The organism is Pseudomonas sp. DTU_2021_1001937_2_SI_NGA_ILE_001 (genome assembly GCF_032463525.1).
Taxonomy (GTDB): domain Bacteria; phylum Pseudomonadota; class Gammaproteobacteria; order Pseudomonadales; family Pseudomonadaceae; genus Aquipseudomonas.
Map to the genome: position 1 here is coordinate 1 of NZ_CP135972.1, position 18,664 is coordinate 18,664.

General features: G+C 65.5%; 8 protein-coding genes. 5 read left to right on the forward strand and 3 right to left on the reverse strand.

The annotated features are described in order from the left end of the window. Positions 1-3: 3 nt before the first annotated feature. Positions 4-1,842, reverse strand: a complete 1,839-nt coding sequence (locus tag RRX38_RS24535; protein ID WP_315962783.1) for a tetratricopeptide repeat protein — start codon at positions 1,840-1,842, stop codon at positions 4-6. Positions 1,843-1,959: 117 nt separating this feature from the next. Continuing rightward, the gene (locus RRX38_RS24540; protein ID WP_315962784.1) at positions 1,960-10,026 is read right to left on the reverse strand and encodes a hypothetical protein; all 8,067 of its coding nucleotides are present in this window, start codon (positions 10,024-10,026) and stop codon (positions 1,960-1,962) included. A gap of 522 nt (positions 10,027-10,548) precedes the next feature. Between RRX38_RS24540 and RRX38_RS24545 the strand changes: the two genes are divergently transcribed. Beyond that, positions 10,549-11,151, forward strand: a complete 603-nt coding sequence (locus tag RRX38_RS24545; protein ID WP_315962785.1) for a class I SAM-dependent methyltransferase — start codon at positions 10,549-10,551, stop codon at positions 11,149-11,151. 236 nt (positions 11,152-11,387) lie between these two features. Here the strand turns inward: RRX38_RS24545 and RRX38_RS24550 are convergent, their stop codons facing one another. Continuing rightward, positions 11,388-12,527: a glycosyltransferase family 4 protein gene (locus RRX38_RS24550; protein ID WP_315962786.1), complete on the reverse strand. Its 1,140-nt coding sequence runs from the start codon at positions 12,525-12,527 to the stop codon at positions 11,388-11,390. A gap of 284 nt (positions 12,528-12,811) precedes the next feature. On the opposite strand from RRX38_RS24550, the gene RRX38_RS24555 reads away from it, so the two are divergent. The 4 genes from RRX38_RS24555 to gmd are packed head-to-tail and all read left to right on the forward strand — an operon-like array spanning position 12,812 to position 18,339. Further along, positions 12,812-14,548 (forward strand): type I secretion system permease/ATPase, encoded by a 1,737-nt coding sequence (locus tag RRX38_RS24555; protein ID WP_315962787.1) that lies wholly within the window; start codon positions 12,812-12,814, stop codon positions 14,546-14,548. A gap of 16 nt (positions 14,549-14,564) precedes the next feature. Then, on the forward strand, positions 14,565-15,887 hold the full coding sequence (locus tag RRX38_RS24560) for an HlyD family type I secretion periplasmic adaptor subunit (RefSeq protein WP_192576886.1): 1,323 nt from the start codon (positions 14,565-14,567) through the stop codon (positions 15,885-15,887). Beyond that, positions 15,884-17,293 (forward strand): TolC family outer membrane protein, encoded by a 1,410-nt coding sequence (locus RRX38_RS24565; protein ID WP_315962788.1) that lies wholly within the window; start codon positions 15,884-15,886, stop codon positions 17,291-17,293. The genes RRX38_RS24560 and RRX38_RS24565 overlap by 4 nt, the downstream gene beginning before the upstream one ends. Further along, positions 17,293-18,339, forward strand: a complete 1,047-nt coding sequence (gmd, locus tag RRX38_RS24570) for a GDP-mannose 4,6-dehydratase (RefSeq protein ID WP_315962789.1) — start codon at positions 17,293-17,295, stop codon at positions 18,337-18,339. The genes RRX38_RS24565 and gmd overlap by 1 nt, the downstream gene beginning before the upstream one ends. The last annotated feature ends 325 nt before the right edge of the window (positions 18,340-18,664 follow it).

Sequence of the window (18,664 nt, forward strand, 5' to 3'; positions counted from 1 at the left end):
GCATCAGGCGCCAGCCAACGGCGCCACACTGGCGATCGCCTGTTCGAAGTCGCGCACGAAGCGCGGGGTGTCGAACAGTGGCGAGGTGGCGCGGTTGGCGGCCAGGCGCTGGCGCAGGCCCGGCAGCAGCTGGGCGTCGGTGGCCAGTTGCACGGCGCGTGCTTCGTAGTCGGCCAGAGTGGTGGTGATCAGTTCCGGCAGTTCCAGGGCAGTCAACAGCGCCCCGGCCATGCGCGAAGCGAAGGTGCGGCCTGAACGGGTCAGCACCGGCAGGCCCATCCATAACGCATCGTTGGCCGTGGTGCCGGCATTGAACGGGTAGGCATCGAGGAACAGGTCGGCGGCACTGTAGCGTGCCAGGTACTGGTCCGGGGCCACCCGCGGCGCGAAGATCAGCCGCTGCGTATCGATGCCCTGCCGCTCGGCCCGAGCACACAGGTTGGCCTGCGCCCACTGGTTATCGGCCAGCAGCCACAGCACGCTGTTCGGCACACGTTGCAGAATGCGCATCCAGCTGTCGAACACCTCTTCGTTGAACTTGTAGTTGTTGTTGAACGAGCAGAACACGAAGCGATCGTCCGGCAGGCCGCACTCGGCGCGGCTCGGCAGGGCCGCCACGGGGCGCTGGCGGTCGCTGCACTGGTAGATCTGCGCCAGGTACAGCGGCTTCTCGCTGTAATAGGGGCGCTCCTGGTCGGGGATCAGGTAGCGGTCGGCAATCACGTAGTCGATGCACGGCAGGCCGGTGGTGCCGGGAAAGCCCAGGTAGGTCATCTGCACCGGCGCCGGGCGCCAGGCAAGGATGTTCGGCCGCGCGCCGGAGGTCAGGCCGTGCAGGTCGATGAGCACGTCGATTTCCAGGTTGCGGATGCACTGCGCGGCGGTGGCGTCGTCCATGTCGGCAATGCGCACGAAATGGTCCATGGCGCCCTTGACCCGCTCACGCAGGGCCGAGCCGTCCTCGCGGCTCCAGCAGAAGCCGAACACCTCGAAGCGCTCGCGATCGATCAACTCGAACAGCTCTACGGTCAGCAGCGACACCGCATGCAGACAGAAGTCCGAAGACAGGAAACCGATGCGCAACTTGCCATGCCCATAGCCCGAGGTGGTGGCCAGGGCCGGTACCCGCACGTTGACCCGCTCGCGGACGAAGTGCAGGGCGGCGGCCAGTTGCAGGCCGGGGTCGTCGCTGCCGGCCAGCAACGCCAAGGGTGACGAGGCCTTGAGCAGGTCGCCCAGGCTCACACCCACCGGCGGCACGTACACCGGCCACACGCACTGCTTCTGGCGCAGGTGGACCCAATGCTGGATCACCTTGGGTTGCGCCGGGTCGACCTCCAGGCTCTTGCGCAGCGTGGCTTCGGCCGCCTGCAGCTGGCGGGTTTCTTCCTGCAGGCGGCCCAGGCTGTTGCACACCATCAGGTACAGGTCACGGCTTTCCTGCAGGTCGATCAGGCCCTTGTCGAGGATCGACTGCCAGGTATCGAGCGCCTGCTGCGGCTGTTGCTGGCGCTCCTGCAAGGTGCCCAGGTTGAACCAGGCCTGGGCGAAGCCGGGATTCTGCGCCACGGCCGCGCGGTAGGCCTGCTCGGCGGCGTCGATCTGCCCCAGCTGGGTGAGGGTGACCCCCAGGTTGAACTGCACGATGTAGTGCACCGCCGACTGGCAATGCCCCAGCCAGCGCTGATACAGCGTGGCCACATCGGCAAAGCGCTGGGCAGCGTTGAGGCGCTCGGCGGTCTGCAGCAGCTGCATGGGTTCCAGCGCCGCCCGTTCGGACAATTGCAGGGCCGTGGACAGCGTCAGGTCCAGGTCCGGGCTTTGAAGATTTTCGATCTGCATCAGGGCTCCACCCATAAAAAAATACCGGACTCTTGCGAGCCCGGTATTCGGGTCGGTTGCCGTTTCATCGCTGAAACGGGAACGTCCTTAAGTCACTTGGAGGTGTATCACTGAATATCAGTTAATCCAAGTGTGTACGTCGGTGGCGACCAGCAACTGCACGTTGCCGTCGTTGAAGACGTTATAGCTGGTGCCGTCGACCGTGGCGGTACCCGCGGCTTGCCATTCACCGGCAGCGCCCTGGATGTGCACGCTGTCGTGTTGGTCGCCATTGATGACCATCTGCACCGGTGCGGCGGCACCGCTGCCGGTGTCCACCTGGCCGGCCTGGCCCAGCGCCGCAACCGCCTTGGCGTCCACGGTCAGGGTGGAGGCCGCACCGTTGTCGGACGCCAGGTCGATGGCGCCCAGCTTGCCGACCACTTCAGGGTTCAGCTGAGTGAGGTCGATGGACTGGTCACCGCCTGCCTGCGTGTGGAACCACACGTCGGCAATGGTGTGGGTATGGCCATCGCTGGTCTCGAAGCTGGCCTGCAGACCGATCAGGTTGCCGTGGTTCAGCTCGACAGTCTTGGCCACATCCAGGTTGAACTGGGTGATGCCCAGGTCTTTCAGGCTGTGCATCTCGCCTTGATCGCTGATGCCATCGTGGTTGCTGTCGACCCACACCTGCAGGGCGCTGAACAGCTGGTCACCGGAGTTGATCACGCCGTCGTGATTGCTGTCCAGGCTCTTCAGTGCTTCGAAACCGTCCTTGGCCAGCGAACCGTCAGCCAGGCGGAAGGCCGAACCGAACAGCTCGGAACCATCGTTCACCACACCGTCGCCGTTGCGGTCCAGGGCCAGCAGGCCGTCACCGCCGGCAGTCCAGCCAGTGCTTTCCTTATGGCCATCGGCATTGAGGTCGAACTTCGTGCCGTTGAGCAGGTGCGTGGTCTGCACGCCGTCACCGTTGAGGTCCAGGACCAGCGGGGTCGACAGCGCCATGGCGTCGACCTGGGTGGAACTCATCGCCTGGATCTGCGCAGTGGTGAAGGCGTTCACCTGGGTCATGCTCAGGTGCGACAGCTGCGCGGTGGTCAGGGCCTGGATCTGCGTGGTGGTCAGGGCCGCCACCTGGGCGGTGGTCAGCGCCGCGGTGTCCGCCGTTTCGATCGCTGCGATCTGCGCGGTGGTCAGGGCGGCCAGGTCAGCGGTCTGCATGGCCGCGAACTGGGTCGACTTGAGCGCCACGATCTGAGCGGTGGTCAGCGCCGCCGCCTGAGCGGTGGTGAGAGCCACGATCTGCGCGGTGGTCAGCGCCGCGACATCAGCGGTTTCCATCGCCGCCACCTGAGTGGTGGTCAGCGCGGCAACCTGGGCGGTGGTCAGGCCAGCGACCTGAGCGGTGCTCAGAGCGACGATCTGCGCCGTGGTCAGGGCGGCTGCCTGGGCCGTGGTCAGGGCCGCGATGCTGGTGACCGGCAGAGCGGCCACATCGACGGTTTCCATCGCGGCGATCTGCGCGGTGGTCATGGCCGCGACCTGGGTCGCCTTCAAGGCTGCGACCTGGGCAGTACCCAGTGCCACGACCTGGGCGGTGGTCAGCGCCGCAACATCGGCGGTTTCCATCGCGGCGATCTGGGTCGGTTTCAGCGCCGCGACCTCAGCGGTGGTCAGGTTGGCCACTTGCGCGGTGGTCAGCGCGACGACCTGAGCGGTGGTCAGGGCCGCGACATCGGCAGTTTCCATGGCCGCCACTTGCGCGGTAGTCAGGTTGGCCACCTGGGCGGTGGTCAGGGCTGCGGTTTGCGCGGTGGTCAGCGCGACGATCTGTGCGGTGGTCAGCGCCGCCACGTCGGCCGTCGGCAGGGCTGCGATTTGCGCGGCGGTCAGGCCGGGCACCTGAGCGGTGGTCAGCGCGGCCGCTTGCGCGGTGGTCAGGCCAGCCACGGCAGCGGTGCTCAGCGCGGCCAGGTCGGCGTTCTGCAGAGCGGCGACTTGCGCGGTGGTCAGCGCGGCGACCTGGGTGGACTTGAGCGCTGCCGCTTGCGCGGTGGTCAGCGCCACCACCTGGGCAGTGGTCAGGGCCGCCACTTGCGCCGTAGTCATCGCAGCCACCTGGGTCGGTGTCAGCGCAGCGAAGTCGACGGTCTCCAGGGCAGCCACTTGTGCAGTGGTCAGGGCCGCCACTTGCGCGGTGGTCAGCGCCGCTGCCTGAGCGGTGGTCAGGGCCACCACCTGGGCCGTGGTCAGGGCCGCCACGTCCGCAGTGGTCAGAGCCGACACCTGGGCAGGCTTGAGCGCAGCCACCTGAGCGGTGGTCAGCGCCGCGGCTTGCGCGGTGGTCAGGCCAGCGACTTGAGCCGTGGTCAGCGCCGCCACGTCAACGGTTTCCATGGCCGCCACTTGCGCGGTGGTCAAGGCGGTGACTTGTGCCGGCTTGAGGGCCGCCACTTGTGCGGTGGTCAGGGCCACGACCTGGGCCGTGGTCAGGGCCGCCACGTCCGCGGTGGTCAGCGCACCGACCTGGGCTACGGTCAGACCCGGCACCTGAGCGGTGGTCAGGGCCGCCACTTGCGCGGTGGTCAGCGCCGCGATGGCTGCGGTGCTCAAGGCACCCAGGTCAGCGTTCTGCAGGGCAGCCACCTGGGCGGTGGTCAGGGCAGCGACCTGGGTCGACTTCAGGCTGGCGGCCTGAGCTGTGGTCAGGGCGACGACCTGGTCGGTGGTCAGGGCAGCGACCTGCGCGGTGGTCAGGGCCCCCACGTTGGCTACGTTCAGCGCGGCGAAGTCTGCGGTGGTCAGCGCCGCTACTTGCGCGGTGGTCAGGTTGGCCACTTGTGCAGTAGTCAGGGCCGCCGCTTGCGCGGTGGTCAGCGCAGCCACTTGAGCCGTGGTCAGCGCCGCCACGTCGGCGGTCTGCATGGCACTGATCTGTGCTGGCTTGAGGGCCGCAATCTGGCCGGTGGTCATGGCTGCGTATTGGCCAGTGGTCAGGGCAACAATCTGCGCGGTGGTCAGCGCCGCCACGTCGACAGTTTCCATGGCCGCCACTTGCGCGGTGGTCAGGTTGGCCACCTGGGCGGTGGTCAGCGCAGCAGTTTGCGCGGTGGTCAGCGCCACAACCTGGCCGGTGGTCAACGCAGCGACGTCGGCGGTCGGCAGGGCCGCGATCTGTGCGGCGGTCAGGCCTGGCACCTGGGCAGTGGTCAGCGCCGCCACCTGAGCGGTGGTCAGGCCGGCCACGGCCGCGGTGGTCAGCGCAGCCAGGTCGGCGTTCTGCAGGGCCGCCACCTGGGCGGTGGTCAGTGCAGCGACCTGAGTCGGTTTCAGCGCCGCCGCTTGCGCGGTGGTCAACGCCACCACCTGAGCGGTGGTCAGGGCTGCTACCTGCGCGGTGGTCAGGGCACCGACGCTGGCGACCGGCAGGGCTGCGAAGTCAACGGTTTCCAGGGCAGCGACCTGCGCGGTGGTCAGGGCTGCAACCTGCGCGGTGGTCAGGGCAGCCGCCTGGCCGGTGGTCAGCGCGACAACCTGGGCGGTGGTCAGGGCGGCCACTTCAGCCGTGGTCAGCGCCGATACCTGGGCAGGCTTGAGCGCGGCCACTTGGGCAGTGGTCAGGGCTGCCACTTGCGCGGTGGTCAGGCCAGCCACTTGGGCGGTGGTCAGGGCTGCGATGTCGACGGTCTCAATGGCCGCCACCTGAGCGGTGCTCATGGCCGCGAGCTGGGTCGGTTTCAGTGCAGCCACCTGGGCAGTGGTCAGACCGACGACCTGGCCAGTGGTCAGGGCCGCCACCTGGGCGGTGGTCAGGGCGCCGATGCTGGCAGCGGGCAGAGCGGCCAGGTCAACGGTTTCCAGCGCGGCCACCTGGGCGGTGGTCAGTGCCGCCACTTGGGCAGTGGTCAGCGCCGCCGCCTGGGCAGTGGTCAGAGCCACGACCTGAGCCGTGGTCAGCGCGGCCACGTCGGCAGTCTGCATGGCACTGATCTGCGCTGGCTTGAGGGCCGCAATCTGGCCGGTGGTCATGGCAGCGTACTGGCCAGTGGTCAGGGCAACGATCTGCGCGGTGGTCAGCGCCGCCACGTCGACAGTTTCCATGGCCGCCACTTGCGCGGTGGTCAGGTTGGCCACCTGGGCGGTGGTCAGCGCGGCGGTCTGCGCGGTGCTCAGCGCCACCACCTGGGCGGTGGTCAGCGCCGCGACATCGGCGGTCGGCAGGGCCGCGATCTGCGCGGCGGTCAGGCCTGGCACCTGGGCAGTGGTCAGCGCCGCCACCTGAGCGGTGGTCAGGCCGGCCACGGCGGCGGTGGTCAGTGCGGCGAGGTCGGCGTTCTGCAGGGCCGCCACTTGCGCGGTGGTCAGTGCAGCCACCTGAGTCGGTTTCAGCGAAGCCGCCTGGGCGGTAGTCAGTGCGACAACCTGGTCGGTGGTCAGCGCCGCCACCTGCGCGGTGGTCAGGGCACCGACGCTGGCGACCGGCAGGGCCGCGAAGTCTACGGTTTCCAGGGCCGCCACCTGCGCAGTGGTCAAGGCAGCGACCTGCGCGGTAGTCAGCGCGGCTGCCTGGCCGGTGGTCAGGGCGACAACCTGCGCGGTGGTCAGCGCGGCCACTTCAGCAGTGGTCAGCGCCGATACCTGGGCAGGTTTCAGCGCGGCCACCTGAGCGGTGGTCAGGGCGGCGACTTGCGCGGTGGTCAGGCCAGCCACCTGAGCGGTGGTCAGGGCCGCGATGTCGACGGTTTCAATCGCCGCCACCTGAGCGGTAGTCATGGCCGCGAGTTGAGTCGGCTTCAGTGCAGCCACCTGGGCAGTGGTCAGCGCGACAACCTGGGCGGTGGTCAGCGCGGCCACTTCAGCAGTGGTCAGGGCACCGACCTGGGCAACGGTCAGGCCGGGCACCTGGGCGGTGGTCAGCGCAGCCACCTGCGCAGTGGTCAGGCCGGCGATGGCAGCGGTGCTCAAGGCACCCAGATCGGCGTTCTGCAGGGCCGCCACTTGCGCGGTGGTCAGGGCAGCGACCTGGGTCGACTTCAGGCTGGCAGCCTGAGCGGTGGTCAGGGCAACGACCTGGTCGGTGGTCAGCGCAGCCACCTGAGCGGTGGTCAGGGCACCGACGCTGGCGACCGGCAGAGCCGCGAAGTCAACGGTTTCCAGGGCAGCGACCTGCGCGGTGGTCAGGGCTGCAACCTGCGCGGTGGTCAGGGCAGCCGCCTGACCGGTGGTCAGCGCGACAACCTGCGCGGTGGTCAGGGCGGCCACTTCAGCAGTAGTCAGCGCCGATACCTGGGCAGGTTTCAGCGCGGCCACCTGAGCGGTGGTCAGGGCTGCCACTTGCGCGGTGGTCAGGCCGGCTACCTGGGCAGTGGTCAGCGCAGCAACGTCAACGGTTTCCAGCGCAGCGACTTGCGCGGTGGTCAGCGCAGCCACCTGGGTCGGTTTCAGCGCGGCCACTTGCGCGGTGGTCAGGGCGACGACTTGGCCCGTGGTCAATGCCGCCACTTGTGCGGTGGTCAGCGCGGCGACGCTGGCGGCTGGCAGCGCGGCCAGGTCAACGGTTTCCAGGGCTGCGACCTGAGCAGTGGTCAGGGCAGCGACCTGGCCGGTGGTCAGCGCGGCCGCCTGGCCGGTAGTCAGGGCCACAACTTGTGCGGTGGTCAGTGCGGCCACCTCAGCGGTGGTCAAAGCTGCAACCTGAGGTGCCTTGAGGGCCGCGATCTGGCCAGTGGTCAGGGCTGCAACCTGGGCAGTGGTCAGGCCGGCCACTTGAGCGGTGGTCAGCGCCGCGATGTCGACGGTCTCAATCGCCGCCACCTGAGCGGTGCTCATGGCTGCGAGCTGGGCCGGTTTCAGCGCCGCGACCTGGGCCGTGGTCAACGCGACAACCTGGCCGGTGGTCAGCGCCGCCACTTCGGCGGTGGTCAGGGCGCCGACTTGAGCCACGCTCAGGCCTGCGACCTGGCCGGTGGTCAGCGCCGCGACCTGGGCAGTGGTCATGCCGGCGATGGAGGCGGTGGTCAGGGCGGCCAGGTCGGCGGTCTGCATGGCTGCCACCTGGGCGGTGGTCAAGGCAGCGACCTGGGTCGGTTTAAGCGAAGCCGCTTGCGCGGTGGTCAGCGCCACCACCTGGTCGGTGGTCAGGGCAGCGACCTGCGCGGTGGTCAGCGCGCCGACGTTAGCTGCGCTCAGGGCAGCGAAATCAACGGTTTCCAGCGCGGCCACCTGAGCGGTGGTCAGGGCCGCCACCTGAGCGGAAGTCAGTGCGGCAGTCTGGGCGGTGGTCAGGGCAACCACTTGCGCAGTGGTCAGCGCGGCCACTTCAGCGGTGGTCAGCGCCGCGACCTGAGGTGCCTTGAGGGCAGCGATCTGGCCAGTGGTCAGCGCAGCCACCTGGGCGGTGGTCAGGCCCGCCACTTGGGCAGTGGTCAGCGCAGCGACGTCAACGGTTTCCAGCGCGGCCACTTGCGCAGTGGTCAGCGCCGCGACCTGGGTCGGCTTCAGTGCAGCCACTTGGGCAGTGCTCAGCGCCACGACCTGACCAGTGGTCAGGGCCGCCACTTGCGCGGTGGTCAGCGCGGCGACGCTGGCGGCTGGCAGGGCAGCCAGGTCAGCGGTTTCCAGGGCTGCGACCTGAGCAGTGGTCAGCGCCGCGACTTGCGCGGTGGTCAGGGCCGCGGTTTGTGCGGTACCCAGGGCAACGACCTGGGCGGTGGTCAGGGCGGCCACTTCGGCAGTGGTCAGGGCCGAGACCTGAGCAGGCTTCAGCGCAGCCACCTGGCCAGTGGTCAGCGCAGCGACTTGGGCTGTGGTCAGCGCCGCAACCTGAGAGGCGGTCAGCGCGGCCACATCGACGGTTTCCAGCGCGGCGACCTGGGCGGTGGTCAGGGCAGCAATTTGCGTGGTTTTCAGCGCAGCCACCTGGGCGGTACTGAGGGCAACGACCTGAGCGGTGGTCAGCGCGGCCACTTCAGCGGTGGTCAGCGCACCCACCTGGGCGACGGTCAGACCTGGCACCTGGGCGGTGGTCAGCGCAGCCACCTGAGCGGTGGTCATGCCGGCCACCGCAGCGGTGCTCAGCGCGGCCAGGTCGGCATTCTGCAGGGCGGCCACCTGAGCGGTGGTCAGCGCGGCGACCTGGGTCGGTTTCAGCGCCGCCGCTTGAGCGGTGGTCAACGCGACGACTTGTGCAGTGGTCAGTGCAGCGACCTGGGCCGTGGTCAGGGCACCGACGTTGGTGGCGGTCAGGGCGGCGAAGTCAACGGTTTCCAGTGCGGCGACCTGAGCGGTGGTCAGCGCCGCCACCTGGGCCGAGGTCAGCGCGGCGGCCTGGCCAGTGGTCAGGGCGACAACTTGTGCGGTGGTCAGCGCCGCCACGTCAGCAGTGGTCAGGGCCGAGACCTGGGCAGGTTTGAGTGCCGCGACTTGTGCGGTGGTCAGCGCGGCGGCCTGAGCAGTGGTCAGCGCAGCGATCTGGGCGCTGGTCAGCGCGGCGACATCGACGGTCTCCATGGCCGCCACTTGAGCGGTGGTCAGCGCCGCGACCTGAGTGGTTTTCAGCGAGGTGACCTGGGCGGTGGTCAGCGCCACCACTTGCGCAGTGGTCAGGGCGGCCACCTCGGCGGTGGTCAACGCCCCCACTTGGGCGGCAGTCAGGCCGGGCACCTGGGCGGTGGTCAGGGCCGCGACTTGCGCGGTGCTCAGGTTGGCTACGGCAGCGGTGGTCAGCGCGGCCAGGTCGGCGTTCTGCAGGGCAGCGACCTGAGCGGTGGTCAGCGCGGCAACCTGAGTCGGCTTGAGGGCCGCGGCCTGGGCGGTGGTCAGGGCCACCACCTGGTCGGTGGTCAGGGCAGCGACTTGTGCGGTGGTCAGGGCACCCACACTGGCCACGGGCAGGGCAGCGAAGTCGACCGTTTCAAAGGCGGCGACCTGCGCGGTGCTCAATGCGGCGACTTGCGCGGTGGTCAGGCTCGGTACCTGGGCAGTGGTCAGTGCGGCCACCTGGGCGGTGGTGAAACCGGGGAGCTGGGCGGTGGTGAACGCGGCAACGTTGGCTTTGGTGAAAGCGGGAATCTGAGCGGTGGTCAGCGCGGCAATTTGCACCGTGCTGAAGGCCGCAATGTCTTCGGTGCCGAGACCGGCAATGGTCGTCGTGCTCAAGGCAGCAACTTGTGCGGTAGTCAGCGAAGAAATAAAGCTACTCATAGGGGTGTCCTGTTTTGAGTTGTACCGCAAGGTCAGCGTTGCCGCCGTAGCCAGATGAATAGGCAAGGGATTGCCTGCGTGACTCGGTTAGCGACTGGATTTCTTGAAACATTAAGACTGTTTTTTGATGGCACTTTGCCGTTTTTAGGGTTTTGGTTATAAAAAATTAACTGTAAAAAACGACAAAAATTTTTACATCATGAGATCGTGGGAAAAATTTCCTTAAAAAATCCCGACAGCCGCCGACTTCCTTGGGGCAACACTTGAGTTTTTACCCTTAAGTGATGACCTTTTGCCATCATTTAAAGACACACACTACCCCTCGCTGCGCCGATCAGATGACCGGTCATGTCGGAACAGTCAGTGTCAGGTGTGGATCACAGGTGGACGGCCTGCCCGCCAGGGCGCTGCCTTGACCCTCCCCGGCTCTTGACCTAGTGTGCGTTGCAACCTCCGCTGGCCAGCGGAACACGTCCCCCACCCTCTGCTTAGCCGGCAAGGGCCTTGATCGAGTAATTGATTGTGAAAACCTTCCTCCATGTAGGTTGCGGTCCTAAGAACAAGAGCGGCACGACCAGAGGCTTTGCTTCCGAGCAGTGGCAGGAACTGCGCTTCGATATCGACCAGAGCGTCAACCCGGACATCGTGGGGACCATGACCGACATGTCCCAGGTCAAGGACGCCTCGGTGGATGCGCTGTTTTCCAGCCACAACATTGAGCACCTGTACCCGCATGAGGTCCCGGTGGCATTGGCGGAATTCAAACGTGTACTCAAGCCGGGCGGCTTTCTGGTCATCACCTGCCCCGACCTGCAATCGGTCTGCGCGTTGGTGGCCGAAGACAAGCTGACCGATGCCGCCTATGTCTCGCCCGCCGGCCCGATTGCGCCGATCGACATCCTCTACGGTCATCGCCCGGCCATGGCCAACGGCAATCTCTACATGGCGCACCGTTGCGGTTTCACCAAGCGCGTATTGACCGGCACCCTGCAGGCCGCCGGTTTCGACATGGTCCTGCCGATCCAGCGCACCCACCCGGCCTACGACCTGTGGGCCATCGCCGCCCTGGCGCCGATCACCCACGAAGAAGTCGTGGCCCTGGCCAAAGAGCATTTCCCGGAGTGATGAATAGCTAGCTATATATAAAGCCAGCTAGATAGATGAAGGCCCGGCGGTTTTGTTGGAGCTTGCTCGCGAAGGCCTTCACGCCGCACCAGACCTTTTCGCGAGCAAGCTCGCTCCTACGGGTTCGAGGCCAGGGCCGAGGCCGGTTTCAAGCCGTTCGCACTTTGTTGGAGCGAGCTTGCTCGCGAAGGGCCGCACCACCGCACCAGAGCTTTTCGCGAGCAAGCTCGCCCCCACTACAGGTCAGCCCGAACCGGCACTGCGCCGGGCACCAGCAGTTCCTTGTAGACCTGCACCGTCGCCGCGCACATGCGTTCGGCGGTGAACACCTTCTCGAAACGTGCCCGGGCCTGGGCGCCGAAACGCGCGGCCAGGCCTGGCTCGTCCCACAAGCGGCGCATGGCCTCGCGCAGCGCCGGTGGGTTCTCTGGCGGCACGGCGAGGCCGGTTTCGCCATCGATATTGACGAAGGTGGTGCCGGTGCCGATCTCGCAAGAGATCATCGGCTTGCCATACATCGCCGCCTCCAGCAGGGAAATGCCGAACGCCTCGGAGCGCAGGTGTGACGGGAACACCAGGGCATGGCAGCGCTGCAGCAGGCAGGCCTTGTCTTCGTCGTCCAGGCGCCCGAGGAAGCGCAGGTTGCGCAGCCCCAGGCGCTCGGCCTGGGCCCTGAGTTCCTGTTCCTGCGGCCCGCCCCCCAATAGCAGCACCGGGTAATCCGCGCCCTCCAGGGCATCGAGCAGCGTGTGCAGGCCCTTGTAGTAGCGCAGCACGCCGACGAACAGGAAGAACTTCTCCGGCAGCTGCGCCTGCCAGCGCGCCTGGCACTGCGTCGACACCTGCGGGTAGGCCGCCTCGTCCAACCCGTAGGGCACCACCACGGTCTTGTCGGCGAACGGTTTGAGCGTTGCGCTGCTGCGCTGGTAATTGGGCGAGGCCACCAGAATGCGGTCCATGCTGCCCAGCATGCGGTTCATCAGCGGCGCATAGAACTTCAGCAGGGTGCGCTGCTTGATGATGTCGGAGTGATAACTGAGCACCGTCGGGCGGCCATGGCGGGTGGCGAAGTGCACCAGGTCCATCATCGGCCACGGAAAGTGGAAGTGCACCAGGTCAGCCTCGGCGGCCATGTCCTTGAAGCGCTTGAACACCGCCAGGGAAAACCCCGTGGAGGCCAGGTTGAAGCTCTCCTTGACCCGCACCACCTCATGGTCGGCCACCTGAATGCGCTCCGGCACGGGGTTCGGGCTCAGGGTCAGCACCTGGCCGTCCACGCCCAGCGAGCGGCAGCCCTGGCTGAGCTGGAACATCACCTGCTCGATGCCGCCGGTGGTGTCCGGGTAGTAGGTCTTGAAGAAATGAAGAACGCGCATGAGGTACCTGTTGCTACTGCTGGAAGCAAGATGACGCGGTGAAACCGCTCTAGAACGGGGAGTGTTGTTCGTCTGAAACGCTGGCGTTGCCAGGCAGTAGGAAAAGCCGTGCAAGGCCGAACTTTACCCTTTGAATCCGGCACTAGCCAACCGTAAACAGGGAAATTTCCTGCGTGGGAAATTTCCTTTATAGACTTTACAAAGCCGCTTTTTTCATTTGTTGACCGATAGGCGGGTGTTACACTTTTGCGCTTTTCAACACCCCCCCAGGCAGTCAGGACGTTATGCAGAAAAATCATGAAAACAGCTTGCAGGCTGCACTCAAGGCCTGTAAAGGCGCTTTCATATCAGTTGGTGTCTTCAGCCTCTTTGTCAACGCCCTGATGTTGGTTCCAACCTTCTACATGCTGCAGGTCTACGGTCGAGTACTGACCAGCAACAACGTCACCACCCTGGTGATGCTGACCCTCATCATGTCCATCCTGGTGATCACGTCCGGGACCCTGGAGTGGGTGCGCTCGCGCATCATGGTGCGCGTCAGCACCAAACTCGACGTGCTGCTCAGCCGCCACGTCTACAAAGCCAGCTTCAAGCGCGCGCTGGAAAGCGGCGGCATGGATGCCTCGGCCCAGCCCATGAATGACCTCACCAGCCTGCGCCAGTTCCTCACCGGCAACGGCGTATTCGCGTTTTTCGATGCGCCCTGGCTGCCGATCTACATCGCCGTGATGTTCATGTTCCACCCGTACTACGGCTGGGTGGCCATTGCCAGCGCCATCGTCCTGCTGATCCTCGCCTATGCCAACGAGAAGGTCACCGGCAAGGCCCTGGGCGAAGCCAACAAGGAAAACATCGCCGCCACGCTGAACACCACCAAGAACCTGCGCAACGCCGAAGTGATCGAGTCGATGGGCATGCTCGACACCCTGATCGCACGCTGGAGCCAGCGTCAGCGCAAGGTCCTGTTGCTGCAGTCCAACGCCAGCGACAAGGGCGGTGTGGTCAGCACCCTGTCCAAGACCTTCCGTACCTGGGTGCAGTCGCTGATCCTCGGCCTGGGTGCCTACCTGGCGATCCAGCACGAAATCAACGCCGGCCTGGTGATCGCCGGTTCCGTACTGCTGGGCCGTGCCCTGGCGCCGATCGACCTGATCATCGGCAGCTGGAAAGGCTTCATCAGCGCGCGTACCCAGTACAACCGCCTCAACGACATCCTCGACAAGATGCACGCCGAACCGCAGCGCATGCCGCTGCCGGCGCCGAAGGGCAACATCCAGGTCGAGAACCTGATCATCGGCGCCCCGGGCTCCAAGACCCCGATTCTCAAGGGCATCGGCTTCGGCGTACCGGCCGGTGCCGTGGTCGGCATCATCGGCCCCAGCGCCTCCGGCAAGTCGACCCTCGCCCGTGCCCTGATGGGCGTGTGGGCGCCGCAGCATGGCTCGGTGCGCCTGGACGGCGCCGACCTGCACCAGTGGGACAAAGAGCTGCTCGGCCCGCACATCGGTTACCTGCCCCAGGACATCGAGCTGTTCGAAGGCAGCATCAGCGAGAACATCGCACGCTTCTCCAGCATCGACCCGGAAAAAGTCGTGCAGGCCGCGCAGATCGCCGGCGTGCATGAAATGATCCTGCTCCTGCCCGAAGGCTACGACACGGTGATCGGCAGCGACGGCGTCAACCTCTCCGGTGGCCAGCGCCAGCGCATCGGCCTGGCCCGTGCCCTGTACGGCATCCCCAAGGTGATCCTGCTCGACGAACCGAACTCCAACCTCGACGAGGTCGGCGAACGCGCCCTGGCGCACGCCATCCAGTACCTCAAGCAGGCCGGCTCGACCGTCTTCGTCATCACCCACCGCACCAGCATCCTGTCCCAGCTGGACCGCCTGCTGGTCATGCAGAACGGCGCAATCACCATGTACGGTCCACGTGACCAGGTCATGGAAGAGCTCAACAAGCAACAGCTGGCCGCGCAGAAGCAGGCCCAGGTCAGCGCAGGCACCGCACAGGCCGGTGCCTGACAGGACGACGACACAGATGACTCTTATTCTCGCAGGCAAGACCGACAACTTCGCTGACCTGCCGACGTCGGACCGCAAGATCCGCAACCTCGGCTTCGGCATCCTCCTGGTGGTATTCGGCATTTTCGGCACCTGGGCCGCCGTGGCCCCGCTGGATGGCGCGGTACACGCCCCCGGCGTGGTGACCGTGCAGACCTACCGCAAGACCGTGCAGCACCTCGAAGGCGGCATCGTCAAAGAGATTCTCGTGCGCGACGGCGACATGGTGAAACGCGGCGACCCGCTGATCATCCTCGACGACGGCCAGCTGCGCGCCGAATACGAAGTGGCCCGCAACCAGCTGATCAGCGCCCAGGCCATGGAGGCGCGGCTGATCGCCGAGCGCGATGGCAAGGACCATGTCGATTTCGGCAATATGCTCGACCCTGAAAGCGCCCGTGCCGCCGAGGCCCGTGCCAGTGAAACCCAGGTGTTCAACACCCGCCGCGGCGCGCGCCTGGGCCAGGTCTCGGTGCTGCAGGAACGCATCGGCCAGCTCAACGCGCAGATCAAGGGCACCGAAGCGATGATCGCCACCAAGACCAGCCTGGAGAAATCCTACGGCGGCGAGATCGGCGAACTGAGCGAACTGCTGTCCAAGGGCTTCGTCGACAAGCAGCGCCTGCTCGACCAGCAGCGCAAGCTCGACTCGCTGCGTTCGGAGATCGCCGAGCACCGCTCGAACATCACCCGCACGCGCCTGCAGATCAACGAAACCGAACTGCAGATCCTGCAGGTCAACAAGGACTTCAACTCCGAAGTTGCCAAGCAACTGACCGAGACCCAGGCCAAGGGCTATGAACTGCAAGAGCGCACCGCCGCTATCCAGGACCGCCTGAGCCGCATCGTCATCCGCGCCCCCGATGACGGCATGGTGATCGGCATGACCGTGCACACCGTCGGTGGTGTGGTGCGCCAGGCCACCCCGCTGCTCGACGTGGTGCCATCGGTGTCCGAGCTGATCGTCGAAGCCGAGGTGTCGCCGCAGGACATCAACCGCGTGGCCATCGGCAAGCACGCCGACATCCGCTTCACCGCCTTCAACAGCGCCACCACCCCGGTGATTCCAGGTGAAGTCATTCGTGTGTCGGCCGACCGCCTGACCAACGAACGCACCGGCCAGCCGTACTACCTGGTGCGCGCCAAGGTCACCGAGGAAGGCCTGCAGAAACTCGCCGGCCGCAAACTGGTGGCCGGTATGCCGGCTGACGTACTGATCAACACCGGCGAGCGCACCATGTTGCAATACCTGATGCAGCCGGCGCGCAACGCCATTTCTGAATCGATGATCGAGGAATGATTGTGCGCCTGATCCCCTGTGTATTGTCGGGCATGCTGGTGCTGCAGGTGCACGCGGCCGAGCCCAAGATCGCCGTGCCCTCGACCCCCAAGGCGCCGGCCAGCGGCGTCAGCGCCAAGGAATACTCCGCCGACCTGCTGTCCTTATATAAGGAAGCGCGCCTGGAAGACCCGCGCATCCTCTCGGCCTACGCGCGTGCCCAGGCCGGCAAGGAACATGAACGCGAAGCCTTCGGCAGCCTGTTGCCGCAGATCTCGGCCAATGCCGGGGCCAACCGCATCAAGCAGGTCAACGAACAGGTCGACCAGGTCTACAACAGCGAGAACTACAGCATCGGCCTGAGCCAGATCCTCTATAACAAGAAGGCCTGGGAAAACTGGCAGCGCTACAAGAGCCTGGCCAAGCAGTCGTTGTCCGAGTCGGACGAAGCCCAGGCCGAAGCCACCGTCGACCTGGCGCAGCGCTACTTCGCTGCCCTGGCCGCCGACGACGAGCTGGAACTGACCCAGGCCGAGCGCCGCGCCACGCAGAAGAACCTCGACCAGGTCAGCGCCCTCTACGAGCGCCAGTACGCCAAGAAGACCGACGTGCTGGAACTGCAGGCCCGCGTCGACCTGCTCGCCGCCCAGGAAGTGGATGCGCGCAACCAGGTACGTGTGACCCGCGCGGCGCTGTCGGAAATCGTCGGCCGCCCTGTGACTGAAAAACTCAGCCGCGTACGTGACGATGTGCAACTGAAAGTGTCAGACGAAAGCCTGGAAAGCTGGGTGCGCCTGGCGCAGAACGAAAACCCGGCGATCAAGTCCAACCTCAGCGCGGTGGAAGCCGCCGAGGCCGGCGTACGCGGCGGCAAGGGCGATCACTACCCCACCCTGAACCTGAACCTGAGCGCGCAGAACACCAACGAGGGCTACAACAACGCCCTGGCACCGAAGACCGACAGTTATGTCGCGGGTGTCGCCTTGTCGGTACCCATCTATAGTGGTGGTTCGACCTCGGCGCGGGTACGTGGGCTTTACCAGGATCAGGTCGCCGCCGAGCAGCAACTGGAATACACCCGGCGTCAGGTGGTCAAGGAAACCACCAATGCATACTTGACCGCAGACTCCAGCGTCGAAAAAATACGCGCCAACCGCAATGCCGTCGCTTCTGCGGAGCAGTCGAGCCTGGCGTCCCAGGAAGCGTTCAAGTACGGCGTGGTCAATGCCGTCGACGTGCTGACTGCAACCCAGAACGAGTTCAAGGCGCGTCGTGACCTGCTCAAAACGCAGTACGACTTCATAACCAATTTGTTCATCCTCAATCGCTGGGCCGGCAAGGTGTCGGCTGACAGCGTAGAAAGCGTGAACGTATGGCTGAGCAATAACAGCAAGACTGAGCCAGCCCCAGATCGGAAAACCAAATAATGACCCAGACGCAGAAGACAGCAATCATCACCGGCATCACCGGCCAGGACGGTGCCTACCTCACCCAATTGCTGTTGGAAAAAGGCTACAAGGTCTACGGCACCTACCGCCGTACCAGCTCGGTCAACTTCTGGCGCCTCGAAGAAGTCGGCGCGCTGAACCACCCGAATCTGGAACTGGTCGAGCACGACCTCACCGACCTGTCGGCCAGCATCCGCCTGATGCAGAAGGCCGAGCCGAGCGAAGTCTACAACCTGGCCGCACAGAGTTTCGTCGGCGTGTCCTTCGACCAGCCGCTGACCACCGCCGAGATCACCGGCCTGGGCGCGGTGAACCTGCTCGAAGCGATCCGCATCGTCAACCCGAAGATCCGCTTCTACCAGGCCTCCACCTCCGAGATGTTCGGCATGGTGCAGGCTGTTCCACAGGTCGAGAGTACCCCGTTCTACCCGCGCAGCCCCTACGGCGTGGCCAAGCTGTACGCGCACTGGATGACCATCAACTACCGCGAGTCCTACGACATCTTTGGCTCCAGCGGCATCCTGTTCAACCACGAGTCGCCGCTGCGCGGCAAAGAGTTCGTGACCCGCAAGATCACCGACGCCGTGGCGCGCATCTCGCTGGGCATGCAGGACGTGCTGGACCTGGGCAACCTCGACGCCAAGCGCGACTGGGGTTTTGCGAAGGAATACGTCGAAGGCATGTGGCGCATGCTGCAAGCCGACCAGCCTGACACCTTCGTGCTGGCCACCAACCGCACCGAGACCGTGCGTGACTTCGTGTCCATGGCGTTCAAGGCCGTCGACATCCAGCTGGAATGGAAAGGCAGCGCCGACAACGAACACGGCATCGACACCAAGACCGGCAAGACCGTCATCCAGGTCAACCCGAAGTTCTACCGCCCTGCGGAAGTGGAACTGCTGATCGGCAACCCAGAGCGCGCTAAAAAGCTGCTGGGCTGGGAACCGAAAACCACCCTGGAAGAGCTGTGCGACCTGATGGTCAAGGCCGACCTGGAGCGGGTCAAGACCGGCAAGTCGTTCTGATATCTAGCTAGCTAGATATATAGATAGCTATGAAAGCCGCGTGAAAACGCGGCTTTTTTGTACCTGCAAGCAGCCGCTCCCGAAACCCTGTGGGAACTGGGATAAAGCGGTTCGAGTCGTGGGGGCGAGGTGTTTGTGGGAGCGAGCTTGCTCGCGAAAGGCCGCGACACCGAACCAGACCTTTTCGTGAACAAGCTCACTCCCACAGGGACCAGACCGGAGCCGGTGCCGAGCCGGAGCGAGGTGTTTGTTGAGCGAGGTTGCTCGCGAAGAGCCGCACCACCGAGCCAGGCCTTTTCGTGAGCAAGCTCACTCCCACAGGGAC

Excerpts from the sequence above, each read along its gene's own strand:
- RRX38_RS24535 (WP_315962783.1), bottom strand. The coding sequence starts at position 1,842 with ATGCAGATCGAAAATCTTCAAAGCCCGGACCTGGACCTGACGCTGTCC.
- RRX38_RS24540 (WP_315962784.1), bottom strand. The coding sequence starts at position 10,026 with ATGAGTAGCTTTATTTCTTCGCTGACTACCGCACAAGTTGCTGCCTTG.
- RRX38_RS24550 (WP_315962786.1), bottom strand. The coding sequence starts at position 12,527 with ATGCGCGTTCTTCATTTCTTCAAGACCTACTACCCGGACACCACCGGC.
- RRX38_RS24555 (WP_315962787.1), top strand. The coding sequence starts at position 12,812 with ATGCAGAAAAATCATGAAAACAGCTTGCAGGCTGCACTCAAGGCCTGT.
- RRX38_RS24560 (WP_192576886.1), top strand. The coding sequence starts at position 14,565 with ATGACTCTTATTCTCGCAGGCAAGACCGACAACTTCGCTGACCTGCCG.
- RRX38_RS24565 (WP_315962788.1), top strand. The coding sequence starts at position 15,884 with ATGATTGTGCGCCTGATCCCCTGTGTATTGTCGGGCATGCTGGTGCTG.
- gmd (WP_315962789.1), top strand. The coding sequence starts at position 17,293 with ATGACCCAGACGCAGAAGACAGCAATCATCACCGGCATCACCGGCCAG.